The organism is Seonamhaeicola sp. MEBiC01930, from assembly GCF_045277075.1.
Classification (GTDB): Bacteria; Bacteroidota; Bacteroidia; order Flavobacteriales; family Flavobacteriaceae; genus Seonamhaeicola.
Map to the genome: position 1 here is coordinate 2,165,494 of NZ_CP104270.1, position 16,552 is coordinate 2,182,045.

Consider the following 16,552-nt stretch of genomic DNA (forward strand, 5'->3'; position numbering starts at 1 on the left):
TAAGATTATGGCAGATTCAACAATAAAGCAAAAGGAACTATTTGGGCATCCAATTGGACTCTATGTGCTTTTCTTCACTGAAATGTGGGAACGTTTTTCATATTATGGAATGCGTGCAATTTTGGTTATTTATATGATTGCTCAGGCTTCTCATAAAGATGGACCTGGCTTAGGTTGGTCAAATCTTGAAGCTTATCAATTGTATGGATGGTACGTTATGTTAGTTTATGTGATTTCAATTCCTGGTGGTATTTTGGCGGATAAAGTCTTAGGACAAAGGAAAACAGTAATGCTTGGTGCCATAATCTTAGTGCTTGGTCATGGAACCCTTGCAATAGAAACTGATTGGGCGTTCTTTACGGGATTAGGTCTTATCATTTTAGGTGTAGGGTGCCTTAAGCCTAACATCTCCACTATGGTTGGAGGGCTTTATAAAAAGGGAGATATTAGGCGTGATAAAGGGTTTAGCATATTTTATATAGGAATTAATTTGGGCTCATTGTTAGCAACCTCAGTAATAGGTCTGGTTGTTGCAAAATGGGGTTGGCATGCTGGTTTTGGTTTAGCTGGTATAGCAATGCTTTTTGGTTTATTAGTTTATGTTTATGGTCAGAAATATATTAGGCATGTTGGAAATAGGCCTACAGCTGAAGAAAAGGGTAATGATATTTCCCTGATCAAGATTTTCTCAAAAATTTTTAAACATCCGTTTCAGTTAACAATTTTAATTGCCTTATTGGCCTTATCTCTATATGCTGGGTTTACTTTTGAAGGGGTTGATAACTGGGGTTACGGTGCCCTTTTTATATTTCTATCTCTGGTCGTTGGATTATTGATGATGATTTATAAAAGTTTAGAAAGTAACATTATGAGAGATAGGTTTTTGGTACTGCTTCTTTCTTTTTTATTAGTAATAGTTTTTTGGGGTGCTTTTGAACAAGCAGGTGGATTAATGAATGTTTATACCGAAACAAAAACTGATAGAGTTTTATTTGGGTACTTAATCCCTACGCCTATGTTTCAAGGTTTAAATGCTGGATTTATTATTCTCTTAGCTGTTTGGATTGCGAATATTTGGGCAAAAAGAAAGCTTAAAAACAAAGAAGCATCTTCATTGTTTAAAATGGCTTCAGGAACAATAATTATGGGGCTTGGTTTTGTTTTTATGATTTTTGCGGTAAGTGAATATGAAGCTAATGGAAGTTCGGGAATGCAGTGGTTGGTTTTGGCATATTTATTTCATACCATAGGAGAGTTGTGTTCATCTCCAGTTTCTTTGTCATTTGTGACGAAATTAGCACCTGTAAAATATGCATCCTTAATGATGGGATTGTATTTTGCTGCTACGGGATTAGGAGGTAAAGTAGCAGGTATTCTTGGGGAAAAATCAGAACATTTTGGGGAGTACACAATTTTTGCTGGAATTGTAGTGTTTACTGTAGTTTTTGGTTTGCTTGTTATAGCATTACTTAAGCCTTTAAAACGATTGACACATGGTGCGGAAGATGATGAGATTGAAATAAAGTATGATGAAGCTGAAGGCTTTGAATTAGCTGATAATTAAAATATAGATATATGGAAAATAAGGCAACCGACCAATTTTTTAAGAATACAGTTTTAGGGCATCCATCAGGGTTGTTTGTGCTCTTTTTTACCGAGATGTGGGAGCGCTTTTCTTATTATGGAATGCGCGCCATTTTGGTGCTTTTTTTGACAGGAGCAGTAACTGACGAAAGACCCGGATGGGGATGGGACATTACAGCTGCAACATCTTTGCTAGGTACATATGTTATGTTCGTTTATTTGACGCCTATAGTTGGAGGTTGGTTGGCTGATAATAAAATAGGTTATAGAATGGCAGTAGTAATTGGAGCACTCTTAATGACTTTGGGGCACGCTGCAATGGCTGTTGAAACACCAACTTTCTTGTATATAGGTATTACATTGCTGGTTCTCGGTAATGGGTTTTTTAAACCTAATATGACCTCAATTATTTCTAAAATGTACGAAGGTAAAGGTGAGAAAAAGGATGCAGCCTATAATATTTTTTATATGGGAGTAAATGCAGGAGCGTTTATTGGGATTTTACTTTGTGGATGGTTAGGTGAAAATGTAAAGTGGAGTTATGGTTTTGGTTTGGCTGGGGTTTTTATGCTCTTGGGTATGTTACAATTTTATTTTGCACAACCACTTTTTGGAGATATTGGAGCAAAACCTAAGAATGAAAAGAAAGATTTAATTGATACTTTAACTGGAAATGCAGAATCTGGTAAAGAAAAAGTAACAGGAAAATTAAATAAGTTTTTGACTATAGATTATGTACTTATATCAGTTTTCATAGTTTCTGCTTTGATTTTTATTTTTAACGACCCACTAAGTAAAATTGGAAATATACAAGTTTTAAATTTTACGATTGCTGGTATGACCGATTCTTTGTTTTTTGCGCTGTTAGCAGCTGTAATATTTATTGTAATATTAGCAATAAGAATTCCTAGGTATGAAAGAATAGTTAGGGATAGAATGATTGCCTTTACAATCTTCTGTGTTTTTACCATTTTCTTTTGGGCTTCTTTTGAACAAGCTGCAGGATCATTACCAATTTATACCAGAGATTTTACAGATAGGGTTTTAGAAGGTAATGCTGCGCTAACTTTCAAGATTATTGATTTAATAGTGACTGTTGTTCCAATGGGAATAATCACTTATGTCTTGATTGATTTGTTTAAAAAGACATTTAGTAAAATAGGTTTATCTAACATTATTTTAGGCTTTAGCTTTCTGCTCATATGGGCTTTAGTTATTTATAAGTTATATGTTAATTTTAGTGCTGAAGCTAAAGAGGTTGAAATAACTTGGTTTGCCATTCTAAATTCATTATTTATAATCATTTTTGCGCCATTGTTTACTAAATTATGGGAAAGTAAATACAATCCACCAGCATCAGTTAAATACGGCTTGGGGTTAGTAATTATGGCTATTGGTTTTGGTTTACTGGCATTTGCTGCTAGGAATGTGCCTTTGGGTGCTGAGACAGCAAAATTGAGTATGATATGGTTGGTGCTAGCTTATCTGTTTCATACACTAGGAGAGTTATGTTTATCGCCAATGGGATTATCGTACTTAAGTAAACTTGTTCCGGCAAGAATGGTAGCCTTTATGTTTGGTGTTTATTACTTAGCCATAGCAATTGGGAACAAAATGGCACATTACGTTGGTGGAGATATTGAAAAGATAACTAGAGAAGATGGTTTGTCCTATTTTTTCCTAATATTTACTATAGTTCCTATAGTATTAGGTCTAATTTCTTTTGCTTTACATCCATTGCTTAAAAAACTTATGCACGGTGTTCGTTAATCGAAATAAACGTTAAAAAATATTCAAAATGCTCCTTGTTAGGAGCATTTTTTGTAAGTTGGGCACAAGAATTGCAACAAATCACTTATGAAAAAAGCACAAATTATTCTAGTATTAGTTTTATTAATCTCTGTTGTTGGTATAGCTCAAGAGATTAATTGGGTGTCTTTAGAAGAGGCAGTTGCCCTTCAAAAGAAAAACCCAAAAAAGATTATGATGGATGTTTACACCAATTGGTGTGGACCATGTAAAATGCTTGATAGAAATACGTTTCATAATAAAGATGTGGCTAATTACGTAAATGAGCATTATTATGCTGTAAAATTTAATGCCGAAGGTAACGAGGTTGTTAATTATGAAGGTAGAACATTTTCAAACCCTAATTATGATCCTGCCTTGGCAAATAGACGTAATTCGGCTCATGAATTATCTAGGTATTTTCAGGTACAAGCTTATCCAACTATTGTTTTTTTAGATGAAAACGGAAAGTTGATTTTTCCTCTTAGAGGGTACAAAACACCTGCACAGATTGAGCTGTATTTAAAGATGTTTAAAACAGATAAGCATAAGGAAATGGATACGCAGGAAAAGTTTAATGCATATTATCAGGCATTTAAGCCTGAATTTCAGGGGTAAAACACTTTAGTATTCTATAATAAAGGCTCCTTTTTTGCTTGTTTGGTGAAAAGGGAGTTTTCTTTTTTTGCAGATAGATTCCCAATGCTCTAAATAAGATTTATAGTTACTGCCATCAGCTATAATATGCGTGGGTTTAATGGAGTCAATCAACCTGTTCAAGTTTATTTTAGGTGATTGTCTTAAATAAACGTAATCTGGTTTTATAGTTTTTACATTATAAATTCCAAGACTGTCAACTACCAATATAGTTTTGTTTTTAAGTAAATAAGCTGATTTAATGGGTTCATTTTCAATATTTTCTATGTGGTTTCCAACAGTGAAATCTTTTATGATTTTATTTTTTGTTTGTGTTATACTATCAAAATCGTTAGCTACTACTATTTTGTTTTTGGTTATGGTTCCTATTAAGGTGTTTCTGCTTTTGTGAAAGATGATAAACTGATTTTCTGAAGATTGATGTTTAGTAAAAATTACTGATGCTTGAAAAATTATTATGGCTATTAAAACAAATTTTAAAGTGTTATAATTCTTTTTAATAAATAGTCTTATCAAAGAAATAATTAAAATGTAGGAAACAATAACGTATAAAATACCAAAGGAAATATCTTTAAAAAGAAAAGCTTCCTGATTTGATATCCAACCAACAACGTTGTTCACCCAACCAATGATATAACCAAAAATATTGGCTACAAATTGTGGTAGCAGGTTTAAAAGGGCTAGTAGAATGATTATTATTCCAAAACCTAAAATGATGCCTAGAAGAGGAATGATTGCTAAATTTGAAATAAAAAAAAGTCCGGGGAATTGGTGGAAATAATACAGGCTTACCGGGATAATCCCAAATTGAGCTGCAATAGTAATGGTAAGTGTGTGCCAGTATATGTCTATTAATTTGTTTTTTGGTTTCCAAAGTTTATATATAAGCGGATCAATAATTACAATAGCAAAAACAGCTAAATAGCTTAATTGAAAACCAACATCAAAAATAAATAGAGGTTTAAATAACAATATTACAAGCATTGAAATAGCCAAAGTGTTAAAAACATTGGTTGGTCTTTTTAAATTCATAGCAATAGCAACTATACTAAACATAGTTACCGCTCTAGTTACTGAAGCAGATAGGCCGGCTATTAAGGCAAAACTCCATAGTATACTAACTAATAAAATAGTTTTAAAGAGATAACCGTTTTTTAAACGTTCAAGAGGTTTAAAAATGAAATTTAAAATGAGTAAAATGATGCCTACATGCAATCCTGAAACCGCCAAAATATGTATAGCCCCTGCATTGGTGTAACTTGAGTAAACTTCTTCACTAATGTCTTGTCTTTGACCTAAAAACAAGGCGTTAATAATAGCCAATTCATCAGGTTTGAAACTATAGCGTTTTAATTTAGAATTTATATGGGATCTTATGTTATTGGCAATACCAAATAGCGTTAACGTATTAGAGCTAACTTTTAAAAGTGATTCGTTTTTAATAAATAATTGGTGATAAATGTATTTTTTCTCTAAGTAATTTTTATAATCAAATTGGTTTGGGTTTAACGGATGTATTAAACTCTTAAATTCTGTTTTAGTAATATAAATTTCATCAACTTTTAAATCTGATTTTAGGGAATCTTTTTCAATATTTAATAATGATTTACCGTTTACTGCCGTATTATCAATTTTTAGAATATCAATAACATATTTACTATAATAATTACCGGGTTTTAAAACTTCTCTTATTCTAAAAGAAATGGTTTTTGTACTGTCTTTTTCTTCTAAAATATAATGTGAATAATGATTTGAAAAGTTTTTTTCACTATGAAGGTTTGTAGTCAAAACTCCTATAGAAGTCATTGTTAAAAAGCTAAATAAACCAAACCATATGGTTTTTATAAATTGATTTCTAGCTACTAAAAAGGAGATTGTTAAAATTAAACAGAGAAAAATAGTTAGACCAAGAGAAATATTTAAAGGTATGCTTATTAAATAGCCAATTATAATACCAATAATGAGACAAATGGTAAGCTTTATTATAGTGAAATTAAGTAGTTGCATGCTGTTGTAAGATATAAAATATCTTATAAAATACTCCGTGCTTCAACAAAAGCTTTGTTCCAATATGTTTCATTTAGTCCAGAGATAATAACTCCTTTGCTCGATGTTGCATGTATGAATTTAATATCGTTGTTTATTATATCAACAATTAACCCAACATGGTTAATTGCATTTCTTCGGTTTTTAGTTTTAAAAAAGAGTAAATCACCTTTTTGCACCTCTTTAAGTTTTATCTTTTTTCCTTTTTTAGCCATGTCTCTAGAAATTCTAGGTAAATAAACCTCATAAGCTCTAAAAGATTCATAGACTAATCCAGAACAATCCATTCCAGATTTTGTAGTGCCTCCCCATTTATATCTAACACCTTTAAATTGATTAGCAAAATTTATAATATTCTGTGCTTTTGAAAACTCATTCTCAGGTTTTGAGTTCGAATTATAAATATTATCAACTTTGTCTTTTGTACCTGTATCGGTAGTTACTTCCTTAGCAGATATTTTTTTTTTGGCTTTTTTTGAGGACCTGCAATTGACAAGGCTTAAAAAAATAACAATTAAAACGATTGTTTTTCGCATTGATAAAGTAGGTAATGATAAATTTATTATTCGTAAATTTAGGAAAATAGTTTTTAAATGATTGCAATAGATATTTTGGGGTGGCCATATTATAATCCTTATGAGTATATATCATTAGAGGGTACTATTATAATGCTGGCGGCTTTATGTTTTATTTTAATTTTGAGTTGGTTTGTAAGGAGAGGACAGATTTCATTCAAGTTATCCGAGGAACCTAATTTGGGTAATTACATTTTCAATTTTAACCAATTGGAAGATGATTCTAATAATGAAATTCACTCAAAGAAAATTTCGTTGATTACTAAAATAGTCTTATTTGTTTTTGTTGGATTGCTAATGTTTAATCCTTTATACAAATTACTCAATCCTTTGAACTAAACTGTCAAAAATCAACTTAGCAGTATTTTCGCTGGCACCTTTACCTCCTAAAGTTTTTTCTAATTCGTAATAATCTTCAAACATTTTTTCTCGGTTTTCACTATTCAAAATGGCTTCAAGTTCTTTTTTAAGTTGTTTTTTGTTGAAATCATTCTGAATTAATTCTGTTACCACTTCTTTATCCATTACTAGATTTACTAAAGAAATAAATTTTAAGGTAATAATACGTTTTGCAATATGATACGAGATAGAGCTTCCCTTATAGCAAACTACCTGTGGTACTTTAAACAAAGCGGTTTCTAAGGTAGCAGTACCAGATGTTACTAAGGCAGCATGAGAAATACTTAATAAATCATAAGTTTTGTTTGAAATAAACTTAACGTTATCGGTTTTAATAAACTGTTTGTAAAAACTGAATTCCTGACTGGGCGCACCAGCAATTATAAATTGATAATCCCTAAAGTCATCAACCAAGCTCAACATCACCAAAAGCATTTTTTTTATCTCCTGTTTTCTACTACCTGGTAAAAGCGCGATGATAGGTTTGTTGCTTAGGTTGTATTCTTTTCTGAATTCAGTATCATCTACTTGGTTTCTATTTGATATAGCATCAATTAATGGATGGCCTACAAAATGCACCTTGTAATTATACTTTTCATAAAATGGTTTTACAAAAGGCAAGATTACGTACATAGCATCAATATCTCGTTTTATAGACTCAACCCTTTTAGCTCTTGAAGCCCAAACCTGTGGAGAAATGTAATAATTGGTTCTAAAACCTTCTGATTTAGCCCACTTAGCTATGCGCAGATTAAATCCGGAATTATCAATAAAAACAATGACATCTGGATTAAAGTTTTTTATATCCTCTTTGCAAAAAGCAATGAGTTTAAAGATTTTAGAAATGTTCATAATAACTTCAATAAAACCCATAAAGGCACGCTCTTTATAGTGTTTTACAAGAGTGCCGCCAACGCCTTGCATAAGATCTCCACCCCAAAAACGAATATCAGAATTTACGTCTTCTTTAATTAATGCCTTCATGAGGTTAGAACCATGTAAATCTCCAGAGGCTTCTCCTGCAAGAATATAATATTTCATGTGCTATTTGTTATTTTTAATGATGGACACATGTAACCTTTGACTAATAAAACAATCATTTATGAAGATGACTGAAGATTGATTTAATAATTTAGGTTTCATTTAGAAGAGTTTAAAAACAAAAGTAAAAACAGCAATAAAAACAGTGATTAATAAAACACCCCTGGCTCTATAATCTTGTTTTTTCTTAATAAATAGAAAAAATGCAATGAGGTTTAAAACGGCACCAAGGCTAATCAGTTTTCCTAAAAAACCTTCTTTAAAAGCAGCTTTAATAACATTAGTAAAATCATCTCCATTTCCTAATAAAGTAGCGGCTATTATTAACCCTATACTGTTGGCAATTAAGCCAACAAACATACCTATAAAAATTTCTTTTTTCACAAAATCAAATTTTGATAATTATTTATTTTTTATCATTAAAATTCCAAGTGTTCAGCTCTTTTAATGCATAATGAGCAGTTAAGTCAAATTGAGTTGGTACAACTGAAATATAACCGTTTTCTAAAGCGTACTCATCTGTGTCTTCTCCACCATCTAAATTAACAAATTTACCAGAGAGCCAGTAATAATCCTTTCCAGATGGGTTTTGGCGTTTATCAAAAGATTCAACCCAATTGCCTTTTGCCTGTCTGCAAACTTTTATACCTTTAATTTCAGGTTTAGGTAAATTGGGAATATTTACATTTAAAACTATATCCTTTGGTAATCTGTTTTTTAGTACCTGCTTAGTAATTTTCTTAATAAAGCTTTTTGAAGGCTCAAAATCAGCATTCCAAGAATAGTTTAATAACGAAAACCCTATGGCTGGAATCCCTTCAATACCCGCCTCAACAGCGGCACTCATGGTGCCAGAATAAATAACGCTAATAGATGAGTTTGAACCGTGATTAATGCCTGAAACACAAATATCAGGTTTCCTGTCTAGTAATTCCCTAATAGCTAATTTAACACAGTCAGCTGGAGTTCCAGAACATCTATATTCCGTCTGTGGTCCATCATCAATTTGTACTTTATTTACATAAAGAGTAGAATCAACCGTTATGGCATGTCCCATACCGCTTTGTGGGCTATCTGGGGCAACCACCACCACCTCACCTATGGTGTTCATAATGCTTATTAAAGTTCTAATACCTGGGGCATTTATACCGTCGTCGTTTGTGACTAAAATAAGTGGTTTTTCTGTCATAAGGCTTCTATGATAAACATCGCTAAAATACATAAAATCGTTATGAAACCCCTATTTTATTCGGTTTAACAAAAAATTAGAGGTGTTAAAAGGGTATTGGCATAGTTTTTTCTTTATTTTAGTGAAAAATTACTAAATTTTAGTAGGACTCTAAAATATTAACTGATGAGAAAAATTATGAAAAGGAATTATAAAGTTCTATCATTATTGCTGCTACTTGCTTTTGCCTCTTGCAGTTTTACAACAAAAACTTTTGATAACCCAGATAAAGATAAATTACTGGTGCAAATTATATCCTTTGTTCTAGAACGAGGTCATTTTGACCCCATAGCAATGGATGATACTTTTTCTGAAGATTTATTTAATGATTATATAGAAACCCTAGATCCGTTTAAGCGTTATTTTTATGAGTCTGATATAAAGGATTTTGAAAAATATAAATTGTTGCTTGATGATCAATTAAAAGCTACAGATGTAACTTTCTTTAATGTGACCTATGAAAGATTGTTGAAACGAATTGCTGAAGCAAAAGAAATTTACACGGGGGTGTTAAACACGCCTTTTGACTATACGCTTGAAGAAACCTTCAACACAGATTATGATAAAGATGAATTTGTTAAAAGTAAAAAGGATCTAAAAGAGCGTTGGAGAAAACAGTTGAAATTTTCAACACTTTCTAACTACGACGACCTTTATATTCAAGAAAACCAAAATAAAGATAGAGAGGCTTCTTATGAATTAAAATCAGAAGCTGTTATTGAAAAAGAAGCTAGAGAAGCAACCCTAAAATCTATTGAGGTTTATTTTAATGATAATATTGATGACCTGCGTCGTGAAGATTGGTTTGGTATTTATGTAAATACTATTGTTGCGGAATTTGATCCGCACACATATTATTTGCCACCAAGAAATAAAGAAGCTTTTGATATGGATATGTCTGGTAAGCTTGAGGGTATTGGTGCAAGACTTCAAAAACGAATGGATTATATAAAAATTGTAGAGCTTATTTCTGGTGGTCCAGCTTGGAGAAGTAAAGAGTTAGAGGTAGAAGATATTATTCTTAAAGTGAAACAGGAGGATGAAGAATTTCCAATTGATATTGTTGGAATGCGCATTAATGATGCCATAAAATATATAAAAGGGCCTAAGGGAACTAAAGTGACTTTAACTGTTAAAAAAGTTGATGGTACTATTAAAGATATTGACATTGTTAGAGATGTTGTAGAGTTAGGAGAAACCTATGCCAAATCTTCAGTGGTTGAAAAGGAAGGAAGGACTTTTGGAATTATAAATTTACCTAAGTTCTATGTAGATTTTAATGATTATAAAAACATAAATGCAGCACAAGATGTAAAAAAGGAGATTGAGAGATTAAAGGCAGAAGGAATGGAAGGTTTGGTGCTTGATTTAAGAAACAATGGAGGTGGCTCTCTACCAACAGTTGTTGATATGGCTGGTTTGTTTATTAAAGATGGCCCAATAGTTCAAGTGCGTTCAACCGGATCAAGTAAAGAAGTATTAAAGGATACTGATAAATCTATTGCTTGGGATGGTCCTTTGGTGATTTTAGTTAATGAATTATCAGCCTCTGCATCAGAAATTATGGCTGCCGCAATGCAAGATTATAAGAGAGCCATAGTTATTGGTAGTAAACAAACCTACGGAAAAGGTACTGTTCAAAATGTTTATAATCTAAACGATTTGATTAGAAACAGTTCTAGTGGAGATTTAGGTGCTTTGGCATTTACAACTCAAAAATATTATAGAATTGATGGAGGTTCTGTGCAATTAGAGGGAGTTAAAAGTGATGTGAAAGTTCCTGGCCGCTTTAGTTTTATTGAAGTAGGTGAAAAAGAAAAAGATAACCCGTTGCCGTATGATGAGATTACTGCTGCCGATTTCACACCTTGGGAATATTATTTTGATTATGATACTACAATAAAGAAAAGTAAAGAGCGAATGAGTACTAATGAGCAGCTTAAGCTTATTGAGGAAAATGCGAAGTGGGTTAAAAGTAAGATAGATGAAACCACAGTTTCTTTAAATTATAGCAAGTATAAGGCAGATGTTGAAAAAAACAACGAGGAAGGAGAAAGGTTTGATGCTATATCTAGCTATAAGACTAATTTAACATTTAAATCTCATGCTTTTGAGAGGTCTCTTTTCACTCAAGATACTACAGATTTGCAGGAAAAACGTAAGCGTTGGCATGAGAATTTAGCAAAAGATGTCTATGTAGAAGAGGCATTGAATGTATTAGAAGATTTAAAAACATCTTATCCAATAAAAAAAGTAGCTTCAACAACAAAGCCTACTTTAAAGAAATAATTGATTTATGAGTTATAAATCAAACTCATTAAAACAATTGGCGCTCCAAAAGTTTAAAAAGAACTTTTGGGGCGTTTTTAGTTTTTGGTTTTTAGTGTTAGTTGCGCTAATTTCCTTTTTCGCCTATGCAATAGCACCAGATGATTCTAGGTATGCAAACCAAATGCATCTATCAATTCATTCCAAAAAACCTGGTTTTACTGTAACTATGCTTACAATTCCATCTAAGTTTGAAAATGAGCAAAATTTTTTAAGTGGAGTGTTTTTTGGTAAAAAAAATACTAATACGGAAATACCAATTTCAGAATATGAAATTACTAACGAAAAGTTGGTCTATAAAGAATATGCATCAGATGCTCTTGAGGGTGTGGAAAAAACTTTAAATATCAATGTGTTTCCAAACAAAGAAATAAATCGTTTTATAGAAAGTAAAACATTTTATTTCGGAACTGATAAATATGGTAGAGATCTTTTAAGTAGAGTGCTTGTGGGGGCTAGAATATCCTTTTTTATTGGCTTTGTAGCCGTTTTTATTTCATTGCTATTAGGTGTTTTAATGGGGAGTTTAGCGGGTTATTTTGGAGGAAAAGTAGACACTGTTATTATGTGGTTAATTAATGTAACTTGGTCAATCCCCACATTATTATTGGTAATTGCTATAACCCTAGCTTTGGGTAAAGGGTTTTGGCAAGTGTTTATAGCTGTGGGTTTAACAATGTGGGTTGAGGTTGCAAGGGTGGTGCGTGGACAAATAATTAGTGCGAAAGAAATGCAATACGTAATTGCGGCTAGAGCTTTAGGTTTTGGAGATTTAAGAATTATTACAAAACATATATTACCTAATATTATGGCTCCTGTAATTGTAATTTCGGCAGCTAATTTTGCAGCTGCAATCTTAATTGAAAGCGGGTTAAGTTTTTTAGGAATAGGGGCGCAACCACCTATGGCAAGTTGGGGAGCTATGATAAAAGATCATTACAACTATATCATTCTTGGTAAGCCATATCTAGCTTTAATTCCTGGGCTATGTATAATGAGTTTAGTAATGGCGTTTATGTTAATTGGTAATGCTTTGCGTGATGCATTAGATGTTAAGAGTTAGTTTTCTCTTCTTTCAAAAGTTTTTTAATTAAAACAATTTGGCCGAAATGGTAATAACAGTGCTCAATTATAACATTAATATTTCTTAGGTAAGTGCCATAGTCAGCTTTAACAAAAGTTTGGTTTAAATCTTCATTAGAAAAGCGGTTCACTACATTGATAAGCTTTTGGGAATCATGTAGAAATTTGTTAATCAAATTTGTCCAATCTGCTTCCGAAGTAATTTCTGGTCCATCAAAACTATATTTGTCTTTTATATCTAAGTTGCCAGTTTCAAAAAAACGGTAAACGCCTTCAATATAATAATTGGTGTGAAACAAGAGGTCCGCAATAGTGTTTAACTGACTTAGTTTAGTTGTCGCCTCTTTCCAAGTTAAATCAGATACCTGTTCTTTAATGTTGGTGCCCGCAACCCACTTACCGTCAAGTAAAACTTCTTGTAATCTGTTTGAAAGTTGATTAACAATATTCATCTCACTTGATAATGCCATTATTTAGCTCATCAATATATTCTAAGAGATTATCCTTTCCAATTCCATTAGAAGATGAGGTTATAAAATAATTAGGGATTTCTTCCCATGTTTCTAGGAGAATAGTTTTATAGTCTTCTATGTGGCTTTCTATAGCTTTAGGTTTGAGCTTATCTGCTTTTGTGAAAATTATGGAAAATGGAATACCATTTTCACCTAGCCATTGCATAAATTCTAAATCAATTGGTTGAGGTTTGTGTCTAATATCTACAAGAACAAAACCAGAAACTAATTGTTCTCTTATGCCGAAATATTGCGTAATAAACTTTTGAAATACTTTTTTTGAAGATTTTGAAACGCGAGCATAGCCATAACCAGGTAAATCTACTAGGTGCCAGTTTTTGTTAATTAAAAAATGGTTTATTAGTTGAGTTTTTCCTGGTCTGCCAGATGTTTTTGCTAAACTTTTTCTGTTAGTTAGCATATTTATAAGCGAAGATTTACCAACATTACTTCTTCCAATAAATGCGTATTCCGGTAGCATGCTTTTTGGGCATTTGTCAACATCAGAATTACTCATTACAAATTCGGCAGACTTAATTTTCATTACTTCAGAGGTTAGGTGTGATATGCACTAGTTAAATTGGTTAAAAACCTCTTTTGGTAAGCCAATTTTCCATGATATCATTAAATTTATTTGGGTGTTCCATCATGGCAGCGTGCCCACATTTATCAATCCAAAATAACTCAGAATCAGGTAAAAGAGCGTCAAATTCTTCGGCAACTTCAGGAGGAGTTACATTGTCATTTTTTCCCCAAATAATACAAGTAGGAGTTTGCATTTTGGGTAAGTCTTTAGCCATGTTGTGTCTAATTGCACTTTTGGCAATGGCTAAGGTTTTAACAAGTTTGTTTCTGTCATTTACCGTTTCGTATACATCATCTACAATTTCTTTAGTGGCAACTTCGGGGTCATAAAAAACCTCTTGAGCCTTCTTTTTAATAACCTCGTAGTCACTTCGCTTGGTGTAACCACTTCCCATAGCACTTTCGTAAAGTCCAGAACTACCTGTAATTATTAGAGCTTTAACTTTTTCAGGAAATAGTTTTGTATGGTATAATCCAATATGTCCACCAAGAGAGTTTCCTAACAAAACAACCTTGTCAAACCCTTTGTATTCAATAAAATCATGTAGATAATTGGCAAAGCTCTTTACGTTAGTTTTAATTAATGACATGGTGTAAATAGGTAACTCAGGAACAATTACTTTGTAGCCTATAGTGCTAAAAAAATCAATTACTGAGTCAAAGTTGCTCAGCCCTCCCATAAGTCCATGTAAAACTATAATTGGAGTGCCTTCACCCGCTTCAATGTAGTTATACTTGTCTTCTTTTTTTAAACGATGCGTCATTAATCAGTTAGTACTTTCGTTAAAAACAAATATAGTTATTTCATTCAAATTTCAGTCATTTTAATTTAACCTTAAGAATCAATCCTGAAAAATATAATGTTAATAATATTTTGGGACTAGTTGGTGTTCTTATAATTAATTGATTACTAGTGTTTATTGGTGTTTTTTGTTCTAAAAAATTTTTCAAAGTGGTGTTTCAATGAAAAATTATTAACAAAGTGGTATAAAGTGGTAAAATGTGGTAAATTTTTCAATATATTTGAATTTCAAATACTATAACTAACAAACCGCAATTGAGCTTTTTAACTGGAACATATGAGTGTAAGGTAGACGCTAAAGGAAGGTTGATGATGCCCTCTCCTTTGAAAAAGCAAATGGCTGCTATATTGGCGGATGGCTTTGTGTTGCGCCGTTCTGTGTTTCAAAAGTGCTTAGAGCTTTATCCAATGGAAGAGTGGCAGGTGCTTATGCAGAAAATGAATAAGCTTAACAGGTTTAAGAAAAAGAATAACGATTTTATTAGAAGATTTACAGCTGGCGTTAAAATGGTTGAGGTTGATGCTAGTGGTAGATTGTTAATTCCTAAAGATTTAACGGTTTTTGCTAATATCTCAAAAAATATTGTTGTGGCTTCGGCTGTAAACATAATTGAAATTTGGGATAAAGATTTGTATGAGCAGGCTATTGATGACGCAGCACTTGACTTTGCCGACTTAGCTGAAGAAGTAATGGGACAAGATGATGATCATGGAATATCATAATCCAGTTTTGTTGACTGAAACCGTAGACGGTTTAAATATTAATCCGAATGGGGTGTATGTTGATGTGACCTTTGGTGGTGGTGGGCATAGTGAGGAGATATTAAAAAGGCTTGGTGAAAAAGGGAGGTTGTTCGCTTTTGATCAAGATGAAGATGCTCTTGAAAATGCTATAGATGATTCTAGGTTTACATTAATTAATGAAAACTTTAGATATGTGAAGCGTTTTTTAAGGCTTTATGGGGTTAAAAAGGTTGATGGGGTTTTGGCAGATTTTGGTGTGTCATCTCATCAATTTGATGTTCCAGAGCGCGGTTTCTCCACAAGGTTTGAAGCTAAGTTAGATATGAGAATGAATCAGGCGAGTGAGTTATCTGCTTTTCATGTGATAAATGAATATGAGGAAAAGCAATTAAAAGAGGTTTTTGCTCAATATGGTGAATTAAGGCCTGCGGCTGCTATGGCAAGATTAATTGTTGAGCAAAGGGAAGTGGAGTCTATACTAACTAGTGAGCAATTAAAATCTGTCTTGCGAAAATTTTTACCACCACGTCATGAAAACAAAGTGTTGGCTCAGATTTATCAAGCTATTAGGATTGAAGTAAATCAAGAGATTGAGGTGTTAAAGGAGTTTTTGTTACAAATGCCAGAGGTGTTAGTTCAAGGGGGTAGGTTGAGTTTTATTTCGTATCACTCTTTAGAGGATAGGTTGGTAAAACGTTTTATAAGAAATGGCTTGTTTGAAGGAGAGCCTGAGCGTGACATGTTTGGGAATTTTGAAGTGCCTTTAAAAAAAGTGAACGGGCTCATTGTTCCTTCTCAGGAAGAAATAAAAATGAATAACAGGGCAAGAAGTGCAAAGCTTCGAGTGGCTGAAAAATTGTAAATGAAGAAAAACATTTATAGCATATTGAAAGGAACCTTTCTGGTAAGTGATGATTCATTTAAAAACTGGAGGTTTATCATTTTTATTTCTGTGTTAGCTATAGTAATGATTGCTAGTTCGCATAGCGCTGATAAAAAAGTATATGAAATAGCGCGTTTAAAAAATGAAGTAAAAGAAATTCGGTCAACATTTTTAGAGGGGCGTATCAAATTGAATAAGCTTAAAATGGAATCGAATGTAATTGGCAAAATGAAAGAAAAAGGGGTTGAGCCATCTTTAATTCCACCAAAAAAAATAAAAGTAAAATCTCAAAATTAA

The 16,552-nt window shown here is 32.5% G+C and carries 17 protein-coding genes; 9 read left to right on the forward strand and 8 right to left on the reverse strand.

Annotated features, from left to right (window positions below):
• Window positions 1–7 precede the first annotated feature (7 nt).
• The 3 genes from N1F78_RS09415 (at window position 8) to N1F78_RS09425 (ending at window position 3,990) form a co-directional block, all read left to right on the forward strand.
• Window positions 8–1,564, forward strand: coding sequence for a peptide MFS transporter (locus N1F78_RS09415; protein WP_406682906.1), 1,557 nt, complete (start codon window positions 8–10; stop codon window positions 1,562–1,564).
• Between the two features lie 11 nt (window positions 1,565–1,575).
• Complete coding sequence (locus N1F78_RS09420; RefSeq protein ID WP_406682907.1) at window positions 1,576–3,354, forward strand: peptide MFS transporter; 1,779 nt, start codon at window positions 1,576–1,578, stop codon at window positions 3,352–3,354.
• A gap of 87 nt (window positions 3,355–3,441) precedes the next feature.
• A complete protein-coding gene (locus N1F78_RS09425) occupies window positions 3,442–3,990 on the forward strand; it encodes a thioredoxin family protein (RefSeq protein WP_406682908.1) in 549 nt (182 codons plus the stop codon).
• Between the two features lie 6 nt (window positions 3,991–3,996).
• Here N1F78_RS09425 and N1F78_RS09430 read toward each other — a convergent pair whose 3' ends face one another.
• Together N1F78_RS09430 and N1F78_RS09435 are read right to left on the reverse strand one after the other, a co-directional pair.
• The gene (locus tag N1F78_RS09430) at window positions 3,997–6,036 is read right to left on the reverse strand and encodes a ComEC/Rec2 family competence protein (RefSeq protein ID WP_406682909.1); all 2,040 of its coding nucleotides are present in this window, start codon (window positions 6,034–6,036) and stop codon (window positions 3,997–3,999) included.
• Window positions 6,037–6,059: 23 nt separating this feature from the next.
• Window positions 6,060–6,611: a C40 family peptidase gene (locus tag N1F78_RS09435; RefSeq protein WP_406682910.1), complete on the reverse strand. Its 552-nt coding sequence runs from the start codon at window positions 6,609–6,611 to the stop codon at window positions 6,060–6,062.
• A 57-nt stretch (window positions 6,612–6,668) separates the two neighbouring features.
• Here N1F78_RS09435 and N1F78_RS09440 point away from each other — a divergent pair, with 57 nt between their 5' ends.
• Complete coding sequence (locus N1F78_RS09440; RefSeq protein ID WP_406682911.1) at window positions 6,669–6,989, forward strand: hypothetical protein; 321 nt, start codon at window positions 6,669–6,671, stop codon at window positions 6,987–6,989.
• On the opposite strand, the gene lpxB is transcribed toward N1F78_RS09440, so the two are convergent.
• The 3 genes from lpxB to surE form a co-directional block, all read right to left on the reverse strand.
• The gene (lpxB, locus tag N1F78_RS09445) at window positions 6,969–8,090 is read right to left on the reverse strand and encodes a lipid-A-disaccharide synthase (protein WP_406682912.1); all 1,122 of its coding nucleotides are present in this window, start codon (window positions 8,088–8,090) and stop codon (window positions 6,969–6,971) included. The genes N1F78_RS09440 and lpxB overlap by 21 nt on opposite strands.
• Window positions 8,091–8,192: 102 nt before the next feature.
• Window positions 8,193–8,474, reverse strand: a complete 282-nt coding sequence (locus tag N1F78_RS09450) for a hypothetical protein (protein WP_406682913.1) — start codon at window positions 8,472–8,474, stop codon at window positions 8,193–8,195.
• Between the two features lie 22 nt (window positions 8,475–8,496).
• Entirely contained in the window at window positions 8,497–9,279 is a 783-nt protein-coding gene (gene surE, locus N1F78_RS09455) for a 5'/3'-nucleotidase SurE (RefSeq protein WP_406682914.1), read from the reverse strand.
• Between the two features lie 165 nt (window positions 9,280–9,444).
• Between surE and N1F78_RS09460 the strand changes: the two genes are divergently transcribed.
• Both N1F78_RS09460 and N1F78_RS09465 read left to right on the forward strand, forming a co-directional pair.
• The gene (locus N1F78_RS09460; protein ID WP_406682915.1) at window positions 9,445–11,607 is read left to right on the forward strand and encodes a carboxy terminal-processing peptidase; all 2,163 of its coding nucleotides are present in this window, start codon (window positions 9,445–9,447) and stop codon (window positions 11,605–11,607) included.
• 7 nt (window positions 11,608–11,614) lie between these two features.
• Complete coding sequence (locus N1F78_RS09465; RefSeq protein ID WP_406682916.1) at window positions 11,615–12,709, forward strand: ABC transporter permease; 1,095 nt, start codon at window positions 11,615–11,617, stop codon at window positions 12,707–12,709.
• Here the strand turns inward: N1F78_RS09465 and N1F78_RS09470 are convergent.
• From N1F78_RS09470 to N1F78_RS09480, 3 genes are read right to left on the reverse strand one after another with little or no spacing between them, the layout of a single operon-like run.
• On the reverse strand, window positions 12,699–13,199 hold the full coding sequence (locus tag N1F78_RS09470) for a DinB family protein (protein WP_406682917.1): 501 nt from the start codon (window positions 13,197–13,199) through the stop codon (window positions 12,699–12,701). The two genes, N1F78_RS09465 and N1F78_RS09470, sit on opposite strands and share 11 nt — an antisense overlap.
• Complete coding sequence (gene yihA / locus N1F78_RS09475; RefSeq protein ID WP_406682918.1) at window positions 13,183–13,785, reverse strand: ribosome biogenesis GTP-binding protein YihA/YsxC; 603 nt, start codon at window positions 13,783–13,785, stop codon at window positions 13,183–13,185. Before yihA ends, N1F78_RS09470 begins: the two co-directional genes overlap by 17 nt.
• Before the next feature lie 40 nt (window positions 13,786–13,825).
• Entirely contained in the window at window positions 13,826–14,590 is a 765-nt protein-coding gene (locus tag N1F78_RS09480) for an alpha/beta fold hydrolase (protein WP_406682919.1), read from the reverse strand.
• Window positions 14,591–14,883: 293 nt separating this feature from the next.
• Here N1F78_RS09480 and mraZ point away from each other — a divergent pair, with 293 nt between their 5' ends.
• Genes mraZ through N1F78_RS09495 form a run of 3 tightly spaced genes read left to right on the forward strand, consistent with a single transcriptional unit; the run spans window position 14,884 to window position 16,552 of the window.
• Entirely contained in the window at window positions 14,884–15,351 is a 468-nt protein-coding gene (gene mraZ / locus N1F78_RS09485) for a division/cell wall cluster transcriptional repressor MraZ (RefSeq protein WP_406682920.1), read from the forward strand.
• A complete protein-coding gene (gene rsmH, locus N1F78_RS09490) occupies window positions 15,338–16,234 on the forward strand; it encodes a 16S rRNA (cytosine(1402)-N(4))-methyltransferase RsmH (protein ID WP_406682921.1) in 897 nt (298 codons plus the stop codon). The genes mraZ and rsmH overlap by 14 nt, the downstream gene beginning before the upstream one ends.
• Entirely contained in the window at window positions 16,235–16,552 is a 318-nt protein-coding gene (locus tag N1F78_RS09495) for an FtsL-like putative cell division protein (protein ID WP_406682922.1), read from the forward strand.

Bases quoted from the DNA above. Each gene is read 5' to 3' on its own strand.
- N1F78_RS09435 (WP_406682910.1), bottom strand. From the start codon at position 6,611: ATGCGAAAAACAATCGTTTTAATTGTTATTTTTTTAAGCCTTGTCAAT.
- N1F78_RS09460 (WP_406682915.1), top strand. From the start codon at position 9,445: ATGAGAAAAATTATGAAAAGGAATTATAAAGTTCTATCATTATTGCTG.
- yihA (WP_406682918.1), bottom strand. From the start codon at position 13,785: ATGAAAATTAAGTCTGCCGAATTTGTAATGAGTAATTCTGATGTTGAC.
- N1F78_RS09420 (WP_406682907.1), top strand. From the start codon at position 1,576: ATGGAAAATAAGGCAACCGACCAATTTTTTAAGAATACAGTTTTAGGG.
- N1F78_RS09415 (WP_406682906.1), top strand. From the start codon at position 8: ATGGCAGATTCAACAATAAAGCAAAAGGAACTATTTGGGCATCCAATT.
- N1F78_RS09465 (WP_406682916.1), top strand. From the start codon at position 11,615: ATGAGTTATAAATCAAACTCATTAAAACAATTGGCGCTCCAAAAGTTT.
- surE (WP_406682914.1), bottom strand. From the start codon at position 9,279: ATGACAGAAAAACCACTTATTTTAGTCACAAACGACGACGGTATAAAT.
- N1F78_RS09425 (WP_406682908.1), top strand. From the start codon at position 3,442: ATGAAAAAAGCACAAATTATTCTAGTATTAGTTTTATTAATCTCTGTT.
- rsmH (WP_406682921.1), top strand. From the start codon at position 15,338: ATGGAATATCATAATCCAGTTTTGTTGACTGAAACCGTAGACGGTTTA.
- N1F78_RS09440 (WP_406682911.1), top strand. From the start codon at position 6,669: ATGATTGCAATAGATATTTTGGGGTGGCCATATTATAATCCTTATGAG.
- N1F78_RS09480 (WP_406682919.1), bottom strand. From the start codon at position 14,590: ATGACGCATCGTTTAAAAAAAGAAGACAAGTATAACTACATTGAAGCG.
- N1F78_RS09430 (WP_406682909.1), bottom strand. From the start codon at position 6,036: ATGCAACTACTTAATTTCACTATAATAAAGCTTACCATTTGTCTCATT.
- N1F78_RS09495 (WP_406682922.1), top strand. From the start codon at position 16,235: ATGAAGAAAAACATTTATAGCATATTGAAAGGAACCTTTCTGGTAAGT.
- lpxB (WP_406682912.1), bottom strand. From the start codon at position 8,090: ATGAAATATTATATTCTTGCAGGAGAAGCCTCTGGAGATTTACATGGT.
- N1F78_RS09470 (WP_406682917.1), bottom strand. From the start codon at position 13,199: ATGGCATTATCAAGTGAGATGAATATTGTTAATCAACTTTCAAACAGA.